The sequence below is a fragment of the Desulfobacter vibrioformis DSM 8776 genome, assembly GCF_000745975.1.
GTDB classification, from domain to species: Bacteria; Desulfobacterota; Desulfobacteria; order Desulfobacterales; family Desulfobacteraceae; genus Desulfobacter; species Desulfobacter vibrioformis.
Map to the genome: position 1 here is coordinate 1 of NZ_JQKJ01000023.1, position 14,314 is coordinate 14,314.

Genomic DNA, 14,314 nt, shown 5'->3' on the forward strand with positions numbered 1-14,314 from the left:
CAACCTTTTTATTTTTCACAATGCCCTGGTATAAATTTTTGTTGTGAAATGCCAGGTTAAACAGGGCTGTAAAAATGGCAAGCGGTGATGCCCCTTTCGTTTTAACGATTCCTGATTGATTCAATAACGTACCGATTTTAAATTTTGAAAAGAAATCATTGAGTACGCCAATCTGTTCTGAATTTGTTATTTGATTTTGTAGGTCGGTAAGGGTAGTATTCATTTTGACGAATTTCCTTTGTCTGAAATGTTTGTTTAGTGGTAAATGAAGCATATCATATAAAGCAGAATTCGTCAATTTAAATTGTAAATTCAATTGGTTATAATTTTATTCACTGTTGTTTTTAAGCACCGAAAGTTGAGTTACTACTATTTCAAATAACTATTTGAAATAGTAGTAACTGTCCCGGCTTAAAACGATAGCCGGAGCATCCATGACCACCCAAAATTCAGGCCGTGTCATCCATACCATATTGGGGACATGTTTTTCGTCTTGTCATAGAAAATAGAATCAACAGGCTGGAAAAGAATGGAACAGAAATTATCAAAATATACGAATTTAGCGACCATTATTCTTATTGATGCTGTATTGATTAGTATGTCGTGGTACAGCGCTTTTTTGCTGCGGTTTAATTTTGATATTCCTATTGAAAGTTCCGGCATGGTCTTTCGGATGATGCCGGGGGTCGTCATGGTTAAGCTGATTATTTTTTATTTTTTCCATGCATACCAGGGGATGTGGCGGTACACGAGCATCACTGATTTGCTCAATGTCATCAAGGGGGCTGTTTTAAGCAGTTTGATTATTTTATCCCTTATGCTTTATACCCATTATCTGAGAGGATGGCCCCGATCTGTTTTTGTGGCAGATGTAGTGCTTACAATACTCTTTGTCTCCGGGGCAAGGGTCTGCCTGCGCCTGTATTTCGAGATGACAGGAGAAGACCACCTGAATGATAAAGTTGCAAGGTGGTTTACGGATAAAGCTAAAAAAAGAAAAAACAGCGTCAATTTGTTGATTATCGGTGCCGGAGACAGTGGAGAAAAATTATTCAGGGAGATCCGGGATAATCCGAGACTGAATTTCCATATTGTTGGATTTATTGATGATGACTATTTAAAACAGAATAAAATGATCCACGGAGTTCGGGTGTTGGGCCGGGTTGAAGAGTTGCCAGAGTTGGCAAAGAAAGTCAATGCTCAGGAACTTCTCATTGCCGTTCCTTCTGCAACTTCAGAGCAGATGCGAACCATTGTGGAATGCTGCAAAAAAACAAAACTTCCCTTTAAAACCCTGCCCGGGTTAGGGGAGCTGATTAATGGGAAAGTAACCCTTAATGCGGTCAGGGACGTGGCATACAGGGATCTGTTGGGCCGGGAGACGGTCCATCTTGAAGAAAATCTGATCGGTGAATATATCCGCCGTAAAACTGTTTTGGTCACCGGAGCCGGGGGGTCCATCGGTTCTGAACTATGTCGTCAGATCTGCCGGTTTAATCCGGAAAGACTTGTTTTGTTTGAACAGGCTGAAAGCCCTTTATATGATATTGATCTGGAGCTGAAGCGGGCCTTTCCTTATATTGAAATTGTTCCGGTGTTGGGTGATATCCGGAGCCTGAAACGGTTAACGAAAACATTTAAGTGGTTTAAGCCCCATAACGTATTTCATGCTGCCGCATACAAGCATGTCCCCATGCTGGAGATTCAGCCGTGGGAAGCGATTCTTAACAATATCGGCGGGACCCGGAATGTAGTTAATACAGCGTTGGCGTCCGGTGTGGAAAGATTTGTCATGGTGTCTACGGACAAGGCGGTCAGGCCGACAAATATCATGGGGACGACAAAACGTGTGGCAGAGCTTCTGGTTCAGGGTCAGAACTGCGATGACAGGGTGTCTACAAGGTTTATTACCGTCAGATTCGGAAACGTGGTCGGCAGTGTCGGCAGTGTTGTTCCTCTGTTCAAAAAGCAGATTGAGCAGGGCGGGCCTGTTACCATTACCCATCCTGAAGTGACCCGTTATTTTATGACCATACCCGAGGCCAGTCAGCTGATTCTCCAGGCAGGTGCCATGGGAAAGGGAGGCGAGACATTCATTCTTGAAATGGGGACTTCCGTAAAAATTTTAGACATGGCCAAAGATCTGATCAGGCTTTCCGGATTTGAGCCTGAAAAAGATATCCCCATTGAGTTCATCGGCCTGAGGCCGGGTGAAAAACTTTACGAGGAATTGATTACCCAAGGGGAAGATATTGTTCCGACAGCCCACAAAAAAATTATGGTGTTGTCCGGTACCAGCTGTGAGTTAGATCAATTGAATGAGGATATTGATCATATCCTTGATATGGCAAAAAAACAGGATGACAAGAAAATCAGAGTCATGTTAAAAAAAATTGTCCCGGAATATCAGCCCGCAGACAATTAACCAGGAGAATACAAAATCATGCTTCAGGCTAAAAAACATTTTGGGGTTGGACTGGTTGCAGGAATTATTTTAGCGACCTTGTTTTTTCAATTCTTTGCCCCACGGTATGAAATTCTTAAATTGGACCAGATGGTTATTAAACAGGATAAGTGGTCCGGGGATTCGTGGCGGCAGGAGGGGCACAAGTGGATAGAAATTGAAGATTCGGACCAGGACTGGAAACCGCTTGATATGGTGTTGATTGAAGCATTGAAACTATCCGATAATCATCAGTTAAATCCAATCGCATCTTTAAAAAAGAAATATCCTGTGTTAAAGGAATTCTCCGATCAAGATATTATGGAAAGGATTAAAACGATATACGCCCAGAAAATTATGGTGGATCTTTATTTTGACAAGATTGGGTCAGGGAGTACTGTTGAAAACTGAACCACGGAAAACACGGAAGAACACGGAAATGAGTTTACTTTTTGAAGAAGAAACTTATTTGATTCGTGGTGCTGTCTTTGAGGTCTACAAAGAAATGGACTGCGGGTTCCTGGAAGCAGTTTACCAGGAGTGTCTGGAAAAGGAGCTAAGCAAACGGGGCATCCCATTTGTTGCTCAGCAGGAGATCCAGTTGATGTACAAAGGCGAACCGCTTCATCAGACCTACAAGCCGGATTTGATTTGTTACAACAAAATCATAATGGAGTTGAAAGCGGTTAAGAATATTGTTCCCGAACATAAAGCACAGGTTATCAACTACCTGAAAGTAACGAACTTGAAATTAGGATTACTGATCAACTTTGGCAGTCACCCCAAAGTTGAGCTTGAGCGCTTTGCGCTCTAACTTTCAGTGCGTTCCGTATCTTCCGTGGTTAAAAGCCTGTTTACTTCCACCATGCCGGCACTGGACAGGAACTTGTATTTGAAGTGAGATTTGACGAAATTGTCGAACATGTTGCAGGGATAGTAAAAGAAGAATTGGACAGCAATTATAAACTGTTTTTATTCGGATCCCGCGCAAAAAATAAACATGATGAAAAATCAGATATAGACATTGGGATACTATCAGACAAACCGATCACAGCAAAGCAGATGCTGACGATACAGGAAAAACTGGAACAGATACCTACCTTATTAAAAATTGATTTTCTTGATTTTAATTCAGTAGGAGATGATTTCAAAAAAACAGCACTCAAACATATTCAGGAAATAAAAGGGTGAGTTCAGATAAACTGAATAGAAATCTAATAAATCTTAAAAAAGCGCTGAATCGTTTTGAAGAGGCAATACAGGAGTCTGAATCATCAATTGTCATGGATGCGACTGTCCAGCGGTTTGAATTTACATATGAATTGACATGGAAAACTTTAAAGACCTTTTTAGAAGATGTCCATGGAATTCGAACAGTTTCCCCAAGACAGGTGTTTAAAGAAGCATATGCACTTGACCTGATCAAAAAAGAAGAAGTATTTCTGGAAATGATTCAATCAAGAAATTTATTATCCCATACATATAATGAAGAGCAGGCAAAAGTTATATACGAAAAATGCCCGGCATATTTAATAGCCATGAAAAATCTATTTAAGCAAATTTACATTGATGACCCCGGACAATACAGCTAAAAATATTTATAAGAAACTAGAGACAAGATACAGGAAACAAGAAGGAGAAGCGCCTAGGGGCGCCCTTTTTAGCCCTGCATTGTTGCTGTTTTTAGTTTCATTGTTCGTTGTGGGCCTTACGCCCATGACTGTTATTAGGTATTTTCCTGCTTTGTGCGTTGTCTGTAACAGGAGGAGTAACCATTGAAACGAGCATTAATAACAGGAATAACAGGTCAGGATGGCGCATATCTGGCTGAATTTCTTTTAAAAAAAGGATATGAAGTCCACGGTATCAAGAGAAGAGCCTCTCTTTTTAATACCGACAGGATAGATCATCTGTATCAAGACCCCCATGATCCGGATAGGAGGTTTTTTCTCCATTATGGGGATTTAACAGACTCCACAAATTTGATCAGGATTATTCAACAGGTTCAACCGGATGAAATTTACAACCTGGCTGCCCAGAGCCATGTGGCGGTTTCTTTTGAATCTCCGGAATACACAGCAGATACCGATGCACTTGGAACCCTGCGTATTCTTGAAGGCATTCGCCTGCTGGGGTTGGAAAGAAAAACCCGTTTTTACCAGGCATCCACCTCTGAGTTATTTGGCGAGGTGCAGGAAATTCCCCAGACAGAACAGACGCCGTTTTATCCCAGAAGCCCTTATGCTGTTGCCAAGATGTATGCGTACTGGATAACGGTTAATTACCGGGAAGCCTATGGGATTTATGCCTGTAACGGGATTCTGTTCAACCATGAATCTCCCCTGCGGGGTGAAACCTTTGTGACACGTAAGATAACAAGGGCCATGGCAAGAATAAGCCTTAATCTTCAGGACTGTCTCTATCTTGGGAATTTAGATGCAAAACGGGACTGGGGCCATGCAAAGGATTATGTCAAAATGCAGTGGCTGATGCTCCAGCAGGAAGAGCCGGATGATTTTGTCATTGCAACGGGTGAGCAGCATTCTGTAAGGGAATTTGTAACACTGGCAGCAAAGGAACTTGGTATTGAGATTGTATGGAAAGGCAGCGGTATTGATGAAAAAGGCTATGATGCAGCATCCGGTAAGGTGATCGTTGTAGTTGATCCTAAATATTTCAGGCCCACAGAGGTTGAAACGCTCCTGGGTGATCCGTCAAAAGCTGAAAGAATACTGGGCTGGACACCTAAGATACCATTTGAGAAACTTGTTGCTGAAATGGTACGCCAGGATTTGACGGAAGCTCAAAAAGATGATCTATGCAAAAAAGCTGGATTTGAAATATTTGATTATAATGAATAGGCAGCACTAATGGATACGCATTCAAAAATATTGATCACAGGCCCACGTGGACTTGTGGGGTCGGCTATTGTTCGCAGATTGAAAAAGGAAGGATATGCCAATCTTCTTACACCGGTCCATTCAGATTTGGAGCTGTTGGATCAAGGGGCTGTGAGTGATTATTTTGAAAGTGAAAAACCGGAATATGTTTTTCTTGCAGCCGCAAAGGTGGGGGGGATCCTGGCCAACAATACCTATCCGGCGGATTTTATATATGAAAATCTGATGATTCAGAATAATATCCTGCATCAGAGTTATCTCCACCAGGTAAAAAAATTAATCTTTCTTGGATCCTCCTGTATTTATCCTAAGCTTTGTCCCCAGCCCATGAAAGAAGCGTATTTAATGACAGGGCCGTTGGAACCTACCAATTCTGCCTATGCAGTTGCCAAAATCGCAGGCATTGAAATGTGCTGGGCCTATAACAGACAATATGGAACCTGTTTCCTTCCGGTGATGCCCACAAACTTATATGGTCCCAATGATAATTTTGATCTGGATACCTCCCATGTTCTCCCTGCCCTGCTCAGGAAATTCCATGAGGCAAAATTGGAGAACAGAAATTCTGTAACCATTTGGGGGACGGGTCATCCAAAAAGAGAATTTCTCCATGTGGATGATCTGGCTGATGCCTGTGTGTTCCTTGCAAACAGCGATTCCGGACAGGTGGATTATGCTGAAAAGCCATTGTTCAATATTGGAACAGGTAAGGATTTGAGTATATTTGAGCTTTCTCAATTGATAAAAGATATCACAGGATTCAATGGAAAGATTGTTTTTGATCCTTCAAAACCAGATGGTACACCAAGGAAGTTACTCGATATTTCAAAAGTGAATACTTTGGGCTGGAATGCGGATATCTCGTTGAAAGATGGATTGGAAAGCGTTTATCAGTGGTACATAAAAGAACATTGCCAATCATGAAAGGCGTCCTGAGTCAATGCCATAAACTTAAGTATTCAGATTTTATTTTACCACGAAGAACACGAAGTTCACGAAGATATTAGAGAACTAAACTTCGTGAACTTCGTGGTTTTAATCTGAAAAGTTTCTTAACTTTATGACATTGCGTCCTGAGTGTATAGGCAAATTTATATTGATGACCCCGGACAAAACAGCTAAATTGGATTTTGCTGTGAGTAACCGAAAAAAAACTCCCTGTCGGCATACAGGAGGAGAACTATCTATACGCGATTTTTTAAAACTCAGGTACATTAAGAGGGAATAGTGTCTAAAATATTATTAGGTGTTTTCATGCTTTTTGCGTTGTCTGTAACGGGATGCAGTTCTTCAAAGGTAACCTGGTATAAAGCCGGATCCGGACAGGCTGATTTTAATGTTGATCATGCAGAATGCAGGATCATAGCCGAACAGATGGGAAGGGACGCAACCCTTACGGGGAAAAAAATCAGCATCAAAGCTTATGCAGAAGCGTATGAAGAATGTATTTATAACCGGGGATGGTCAAAGGAACCGCCTGCCGTAAAAAAAAATAACACTGCAGCGGAAAAAATAACACTGCTGGCTGAATTGGAGGATGACAGGGTTTCAGCGTTTAACAGACAGTTTGCAGTTCCGGAAGGATTTTTTAACACAGGCAACACAATTGCAGCAGCACAAGGTCTGAAAAATCAATTTCTGACATTCCGGAACAGTCAGGGGATGGCGTTGAATCTAACGTTCCAGCAGACTGAGAATAGAATGTTTAAAAAAAACGATTTCCCTGTGAATGATCCTTTCTTTATTTATGATAAGGGGGGAGAGCCCAAAGAAGGGGAAAAAATCAGATGGACTGTTTTTGCCGGTGAATTTCAAAACAGCTGGTTAACTGGAATCGGCTGCTATTTATTACTTGATCCGGCAAATCGCGTCACGATAATTTTAACTTCTGAAATAAGTGGTCCTGATGGTATTCCGCCCGAAGGGTTGAGGCTGACTGAAAATCAGAAAAATGACGTGAATGCATTTCAGGAAAAATGGATTCACAATTTTAAAACAGCTTTTGGCGGATGTCCGGACTGTGAAAAGAAACATACAAAATTCTGGTGGAATATGTTTCTGAGATGAACAGCCCATCGAATTTTGTCATGAATTCAAATAAAAAAGCCGCTGTAAACCACTAACTCCATGTGCTTCAATGCGTTGACCACGAGTTCGGAATTAGAGGTCATGCAGACCGAATTGACCGCCGTTACGCAAACCATGCGAATCGGCGGTTTTTTTTTGCGTTTAAAATGTCTTTCCCACACAGGGCATCAGGTTGGAAATTAAATTCCAATTCCATTAGCTTTTAAATAGCCGCCGCTCTGCCTGTTACAATTTTCTTGACAAATCGGAAAAACAGCATGTACATATCAATGGTTTTTTCCCGGCAGGGACCTTGACGATCGAAATCTGAAATTCGAATAGAAAAAATTGGGGAAAGTATGTGTCAATTATTTAGTTCCACATGCATCATTCTGCTCGGCGGTTTTTTATCTTTGTTTTTTGCCCGGCAGAAGAAATTTTCAAAGGGCATTGCCGTGTTGTTTCTTAGCGGGGGATGTCTTTTAGGGCTGATTGATGCCGCAGGCAAACTTTTAGATCCAGCAGGGGCCGGGGCCTCGGCCTCTTTCAGGTATTTGGATCTGTTTTCTCTTTCCTTTCATGTTGACGGCCTTGCCGCCTTTTTCCTGACCGCCATATTTGCCGTTTCCCTGATGGCCGCCATTTACAGTTTCCACTACATGGGAAATGAAGAGAACGGCATTAAAACCGGTGTTAATTACTTTTTCTTCAGTGTCCTGATCGCCGCCATGGCCCTGGTAGTAACCGCCGCCAATATCCTTACCTTCATGATTTCATGGGAAATCATGTCCCTGTCCTCCTTTTTTCTGGTGATTTACAGCCATGAGTCAGCCGAAAACAGAAAGGCCGGTTATCTTTATTTTGTCTTTTCCCATGTGGGTGCCATGTTTATCCTTGCCGCATTTGGGTTGATCTATGGTCACACCGGCAATTTTGACTTCGCGTCCCTGGCTGATGTGCCTGAAACAGTGAAAATATTGATCTTCGTGTTCTCCTTTATCGGATTCGGCTCCAAGGCCGGCGTGTTTCCCTTTCATGTCTGGTTGCCCCATGCCCATCCGGCGGCCCCCAGCCATATCTCAGCGGTGATGTCCGGGGTGATGATCAAAACCGGCATTTACGGGATACTGCGGATTTACGCGATTCTGGATTTCCACACCCCTGTTTTCGGGTATATCACCCTGATTGCCGGCGTGATTTCCGGGATTCTGGGGGTGGTTTATGCCCTGGGCCAGCACGATATCAAGCGGCTTTTAGCCTACCACAGTGTGGAGAATATCGGAATTATCCTCATCGGCCTGGGCGTCGGGATGATTGGTGCGGCAACCGGCAATCCTCTGGTAGCTGTCCTGGGCTTTGCCGGCGGCATTCTCCATGTTCTCAACCACTCGGTGTTTAAATCCCTGCTGTTCATGGGGGCGGGCATGGTGCTGCACCAGACCGGCACCCGGTCCATTGACGCCCTGGGCGGACTGCTCAAAGGCATGAAGATTACCGGAACAACATTTATCATGGGCTCTTTGGCCATCTGCGGCCTGCCGCCCTTTAATGGATTTGTCAGTGAATTCTTCATATATATGGGCAGTTTCAAGACCATCGCCCTGGGGTCGTCCATCAGCTTTTCCATGAGTGTGTTTGCAATTATCAGCCTGGCCGTTATCGGCGGACTGGCCCTGGCCTGTTTTACCAAGGTGGTGGGGGTGGTTTTCCAGGGAGAACCCCGGACCCTGGCCGCCGAAAATGTCAAAGAAAAAGGCTGGGCCATGATGGTTCCCATGGGGCTACTTGCCGCAGCCTGCGTGATCATCGGTGTATTCCCAAAGATGTTCATCCATATGGCCCTGAAGGCAGTGCAGGCTTTGGGCCTCGACTACGGCCGGGTTCCTGTTGAGCCCTTTGGCCAGATATCCTGTAACATCACCTTTGCGGCCCTGCTGTTCCTTGTTATGGCCCTGATTATCATGGGTATCCGGTCAACCTGCTACAAGAACAAGACCGATAAGAACACAACATCCGGAACATGGGGATGCGGCTTTTCCCAGCCAACGGTTAAGATGCAGTATACAGGATCATCCTATGCCGGGTCCATTTTGGCGTTTTTCAGTGCTGCAGCCCCGCTTTCCGAGGATCATCCACCCATCAAGGGACGGTTCCCCCTAAAAACCCATTACCACAGCCATGTCAACGATATTGCGGAACTTTACATGAAAAATGTGGTTGTCCGTCCTGTTTTTTACCTGTTTGACAAGCTCAGGTGGATGCAGCACGGAGATATTCATCTTTACATCGGATATATTTTGCTGGCAATTGTGTTGCTGCTGTTTTTTATATGAAAGCAACCAGAAGCTAATAGCTTTAAGGACTATTCCATGATTCAATCCATTTTACTCTGGCTTGCAGCCATTCTGGCGGCACCGTTTTTTTCGGGCCTGATTCTCAAAATCAAGGCGTTTTTCGGTGGAAAAAAGGGGCCGCCCATTTTGATCAATTACTACACCCTGATCAAGCTGTTTAAAAAGGGATCGGTTTACAGCAACAGCACCACCATTGTGTTTAAGCTGGGTCCGGTCATCTCCCTTGCCGCGTCAATTACGGTTCTCATGTTTCTGCCCATTGCAGGGTTCAATCCTGTGTTCTCCTTTAACGGGGATGTGATTTTTGTCCTGTATGTTCTGGGACTTGGCCGGTTTTTCACCATTGCGGCGGCCATGGATACGGCATCTCCCTTTGAAGGCATGGGCGCGGCCAGGGAAGCGTATTTCCCCATTATCTGCGAGGCGGCCATGTTCATGATCCTGATCTTTTTTTACCGGATCACCGGAGAACTGCAATTGTCCGCCTATTTTACGGGCAGCAACACCCTGAACATGTGGAGTTTAGCAGGCGCGCCGCTGCTGTTCATTGTGATCTCGTTTTTTATCATCCTGTTGACCGAAAATTCCAGGGTCCCGGTGGATGACCCGGCCACCCACCTTGAACTGACCATGATCCATGAAGTCATGGTCCTGGATCACAGCGGCCCGGATTTTGCGCTTATTGAACTTGGCTCTTTCTGCAAACTCATGTTCTATTCCACCATTATTTCAAGGATGATTCTTCCCTTTGAATCCGCCATTTTCGGATTCCCGATAGTGATGTATCTGGCAGGTCTTCTGGCCGTCTACGTTGCCGTGGGCGTCACAGAGTCGGTGACTGCCAGGTATAGAATGGACAAGGTGCCCCAGTTTGTGCTGACATCCTTTGCCCTGGCTTTTTTTGCAACCATCATCACCTTGGAGTTTGTAAAATGATGTTCAATCCCGTTGACATAATTCTATCCTTTGTGCTGTTGTCGGTTCTGTTTTCATTCGGTGCCGACCGGGTACTGACATTGATCAAACTGGTGGGGTTCCAGGGCGTCGTAGTTTCCATTATTCCCTTTTTCATCGGTGATCATATGAGTACCGGCGGCACGGTGTTTACCCTGGCCACCCTGGTCATCCGGGGGGTTATTATCCCTTTGAGTATTTTTGTGGCCATCAGAAAGGGGGCTATCCGGAGGGTGGTTGAACCCATTGTGGGGTATCATGCCTCCATTTTGTGCGGCCTGGCAGTGATCATCGGCACGACCTATCTGTCCGGACGCCTGGATATCGGTTCCGTGAGCGGGTTTAAACTCCTGGAGCCTACGGCCATTGCCCTTCTGGCAACGGGAATGTTTCTGCTTATGGCCCGGAGAAACGCCATTGCCATGGTTATCGGCTACATCATGATGGAAAACGGGATTTACTTAGTCGGATCAGGCTTGTCCGTCAGTACCCGCCATATTGTTGAATTCGGTATTTTGCTGGACGTACTGGCCGGAGTCATGATCATGATGATCATGGCCGTGATCCTCCGTAATATTAAACAGACCTTTGACGACGTGGATACGGCGTTGCTCAGAACCTTAAAGGATTAGGGTATGGTTGAAATAATAATTCTGACCCCGTTTATTGCCGGTCTTATCGTATTTTTCGTATTTTCAGCATTTTCCCTGCCAAAAAGTATTGGCCGGTTCCTGCTGGTGCTGACCGGAGCAGTTCACCTGACACTTTCGTTTATGCTGTGGAGGAATCATCCCCAGGCGATTTTCGATCAATATTTTGCAGTGACACCCGAAGGCATGCTTTCCCTGCTGGTGATTTCCCTGCTCTTCTTTTTGATCTCCGTTTACACCGTGGGCTTTCTCAAAGAAAGCCAGATCCCGTCCGAAAGCCTTTTTACCGGCTCCATGCTGGTGTTCCTGTCCACCATGACCATGGTCACCCTGTCCAACCATATCATGGTCATGTGGATCGCCATTGAAGCCACCACCCTGGCAAGCGCCCCTTTGATTTACACCCATCGCTCCGCCGCCTCCCTTGAGGCGACCTGGAAATATGTTCTCATCTGTTCGGTGGGTATTGCCATGGCCCTTCTGGGGTCTGTTCTGGTGGTCTTTTCCATGGGCCAGGCAAATGCAGGCACGCCCATCTCTTTTTCCGCCCTGACCGGGGTGGCCAAAACCCTGGATCCCCTGTGGCTCAAGGCCGGCTTCGTCTTTATCCTGGTGGGATACGGTACAAAAATGGGGCTTGCGCCCATGCACACCTGGCTGCCAGATGCCCACAGTGAGGCCCCAAGTCCTGCATCTGCCCTTTTATCAGGGGTCTTGCTCAACTGCGCTTATCTTGGGATTTTCAAAACCAATAAAATTATGGTGGCGGCAGGGCTGCAGGATTTTTCAGGCGGGATTCTCATGGTGTTTGGCCTGTTATCCATTCTGGCCGCAGCCACCTTTATCCTTAAACAAAACGAATACAAACGGATGCTGGCCTACTCCAGCATCGAAAATATGGGCATTATTGCATTTGGAACCGGTGTGGGCGGCTTAGGGGTATACGGCGCGGTGATCTGCATGATCCACCACAGCCTGATCAAATCCTCTTTGTTTCTTTCATCGGGAAACATTCTTCTGGGATACGGAGACCGGCTGATCAAGAATACCGGGAACCTGGTCAAGGGCATGCCCCGGACCTTTGTGGCCTTTTTTGCAGGATTTGCCGGGATTGCCGGGTTTCCCCCTTTCGGCCTTTTTATCGGGGAACTTTGCATTATTCTCGCGGCGTTCAGGGCCGGTTTCCACGTGGCTGTCACTGTTTTCATCCTGAGCCTGTGCGTCATTTTTGCAGGGTTTGGCAACCAGGTCATGAAAATTTGTTTTGAAGACTGTAATACCGCTATCAAAATTAAAGAAAAGGCCTGTATGGTCTGGCCCCAGTATCTATTACTCCTGACTTCACTGATCTTGTGTTTCTATATCCCGGATTCATTGAATCAAACCATATCCGATGCAGTAACAGCCATTGGCGGAGGACTTAGATGAGCAACGCTTTTTTACAGATTTCAAATGCCGAAAAAGTCTCTCGTGAGGCCATTCCCCACCTTTCTTTTGATGAATTCCGAAGCCAGGCCCTGGGATTGGTAACCGACGGAGGCAAAATTGTCCACTATTTTGCCTACCCGGACAAGGACCGTTTAAAACTTCTGGCGGTGTTGCGCACCGACAAACTTTTTGTGGCCGGCTGTGATGTGCCGGACCCCTACCCTTCATTCACCCGAATCTGCGAACCCTTTCATCTGTTTGAGCGGGAAATGGCAGAGCAGTACGGTATCCGTCCCCATGGCCATCCCTGGCTGAAAATGGTCCGATATCATCCCAGCTACGCTGAAGGGGCAGCGGACGTGTTCGGCAATGACTATTCCCAGGACATCCCGGGAAATTATAAGTATTACCAGGTGGAAGGCGAGGAAATCCACGAGGTGGCTGTAGGGCCGGTCCATGCCGGGGTAATTGAGCCGGGCCATTTCAGGTTCAACTGCATCGGAGAGCGAGTCCTGCACCTGGAAATCCAACTGGGATACCAGCACCGGGGCATTGAAAAACAGCTTCTGGAGGTCCCGGCCAAGCGGCTTTCCATCCTTGGTGAAAATATTGCAGGCGATACGACCATCGGCCACAGCCTGTGTATGGCCCAGAACCTGGAAGCACTGACCGGGGTTCAACCGGACCAAGGTGCCCGGGTTATCCGGACCATTGCCCTGGAACTGGAGCGTCTGGCCAACCACATCGGTGATCTCGGGGCCCTGAGCGGCGACGTTGCATTTCTGCCGCCGGCCAACTATTTTGGCAGGATCAGAGGAGATTTTCTCAACCTTTCCCTCTTGATTTGCGGCAACCGGTTCGGCAAGGGTCTGGTCAGGCCCGGCGGGGTCCGGTTTTCCCTGTCCGATGATATTAGAACAGTATTCAATGAACGCCTGGCAGCGCTTCGGCCCGAAGTGACACACGTCCTGGCGCTTCTGTTCAACGCCGTCACCGTCCGGGCCCGGTTTGATGGATGCGGGGCGGTGAGCCATGAAGATGCCGATCATCTCGGACTGGTGGGCCCGGCTGGCCGGGCCAGCGGAATGGCCTATGACGTGAGACGGTGTTTCCCCACGGAACACTACCCGCACCTGGACATCCCGGAAAATAAAAAAGCCACGGGGGACGTCTATGCCAGGGCCCGGGTCAGGTATGACGAGATCCTCCAGTCCCTCCAGATTGTTGAATCCCTGGCCGCCACCCCTGTGGAAACCCGGTGTGTAACTGAAGGCATGGCCTACGACCTGCCGGCTTCAAGCTTTTCCGTGGCCCTGAACGAAGCCTGGCGGGGGGAAGTCTCCCATGCCGTCCTGACCGATGAAAAGGGGAAAATACTAAGGTACAAGATCAAGGATCCCTCTTTTCACAACTGGAATGGGCTGGCCATGGCGCTCAGAGATACCGAAATATCGGATTTCCCCCTGAATAACAAGAGTTTCAATCTATCCTATTGCGGATTTGATCTATAGAAAAGCG

Annotated in this window: 13 protein-coding genes and 1 pseudogene; 13 read left to right on the forward strand and 1 reads right to left on the reverse strand. The window is 46.2% G+C overall.

The genetic code is table 11. The annotated features are described in order from the left end of the window. Nucleotides 1-154, reverse strand: a pseudogene (locus tag Q366_RS21765) (IS4 family transposase); the annotation flags it as partial. A 375-nt stretch (nt 155-529) separates the two neighbouring features. On the opposite strand from Q366_RS21765, the gene Q366_RS14215 reads away from it, so the two are divergent. The 13 genes from Q366_RS14215 to Q366_RS14275 all read left to right on the forward strand — a co-directional run bounded on the left by Q366_RS14215 (nt 530) and on the right by Q366_RS14275 (nt 14,307). Next, nucleotides 530-2,425, forward strand: coding sequence for a polysaccharide biosynthesis protein (locus Q366_RS14215; RefSeq protein ID WP_035240160.1), 1,896 nt, complete (start codon nt 530-532; stop codon nt 2,423-2,425). A gap of 18 nt (nt 2,426-2,443) precedes the next feature. Next, entirely contained in the window at nt 2,444-2,854 is a 411-nt protein-coding gene (locus Q366_RS14220) for a hypothetical protein (protein ID WP_035240162.1), read from the forward strand. Then, the gene (locus Q366_RS14225) at nt 2,844-3,257 is read left to right on the forward strand and encodes a GxxExxY protein (protein WP_245619972.1); all 414 of its coding nucleotides are present in this window, start codon (nt 2,844-2,846) and stop codon (nt 3,255-3,257) included. The genes Q366_RS14220 and Q366_RS14225 overlap by 11 nt, the downstream gene beginning before the upstream one ends. A gap of 83 nt (nt 3,258-3,340) precedes the next feature. Continuing rightward, the gene (locus Q366_RS14230) at nt 3,341-3,634 is read left to right on the forward strand and encodes a nucleotidyltransferase domain-containing protein (RefSeq protein ID WP_035240164.1); all 294 of its coding nucleotides are present in this window, start codon (nt 3,341-3,343) and stop codon (nt 3,632-3,634) included. Then, nucleotides 3,631-4,035 (forward strand): HI0074 family nucleotidyltransferase substrate-binding subunit, encoded by a 405-nt coding sequence (locus Q366_RS14235; protein WP_035240166.1) that lies wholly within the window; start codon nt 3,631-3,633, stop codon nt 4,033-4,035. Before Q366_RS14230 ends, Q366_RS14235 begins: the two co-directional genes overlap by 4 nt. A gap of 183 nt (nt 4,036-4,218) precedes the next feature. Beyond that, a complete protein-coding gene (gene gmd / locus Q366_RS14240; protein WP_035240168.1) occupies nt 4,219-5,304 on the forward strand; it encodes a GDP-mannose 4,6-dehydratase in 1,086 nt (361 codons plus the stop codon). 9 nt (nt 5,305-5,313) lie between these two features. Continuing rightward, nucleotides 5,314-6,267: a GDP-L-fucose synthase family protein gene (locus Q366_RS14245; RefSeq protein WP_035240170.1), complete on the forward strand. Its 954-nt coding sequence runs from the start codon at nt 5,314-5,316 to the stop codon at nt 6,265-6,267. 606 nt (nt 6,268-6,873) lie between these two features. Further along, nucleotides 6,874-7,410, forward strand: a complete 537-nt coding sequence (locus tag Q366_RS14250; protein WP_156968183.1) for a hypothetical protein — start codon at nt 6,874-6,876, stop codon at nt 7,408-7,410. A gap of 359 nt (nt 7,411-7,769) precedes the next feature. Beyond that, nucleotides 7,770-9,743, forward strand: coding sequence for a proton-conducting transporter transmembrane domain-containing protein (locus Q366_RS14255; RefSeq protein ID WP_035240174.1), 1,974 nt, complete (start codon nt 7,770-7,772; stop codon nt 9,741-9,743). 36 nt (nt 9,744-9,779) lie between these two features. Continuing rightward, entirely contained in the window at nt 9,780-10,700 is a 921-nt protein-coding gene (locus tag Q366_RS14260) for a respiratory chain complex I subunit 1 family protein (RefSeq protein ID WP_035240176.1), read from the forward strand. Further along, nucleotides 10,697-11,350, forward strand: coding sequence for an NADH-quinone oxidoreductase subunit K (locus Q366_RS14265; protein WP_035240178.1), 654 nt, complete (start codon nt 10,697-10,699; stop codon nt 11,348-11,350). Before Q366_RS14260 ends, Q366_RS14265 begins: the two co-directional genes overlap by 4 nt. 3 nt (nt 11,351-11,353) lie before the next feature. Then, nucleotides 11,354-12,796 (forward strand): proton-conducting transporter transmembrane domain-containing protein, encoded by a 1,443-nt coding sequence (locus Q366_RS14270; protein WP_035240179.1) that lies wholly within the window; start codon nt 11,354-11,356, stop codon nt 12,794-12,796. After that, nucleotides 12,793-14,307 carry a hydrogenase large subunit gene (locus Q366_RS14275; RefSeq protein WP_035240181.1) on the forward strand — a complete coding sequence of 505 codons (1,515 nt, stop codon included), beginning with the start codon at nt 12,793-12,795 and terminating at the stop codon, nt 14,305-14,307. The genes Q366_RS14270 and Q366_RS14275 overlap by 4 nt, the downstream gene beginning before the upstream one ends. Nucleotides 14,308-14,314 lie beyond the last annotated feature (7 nt).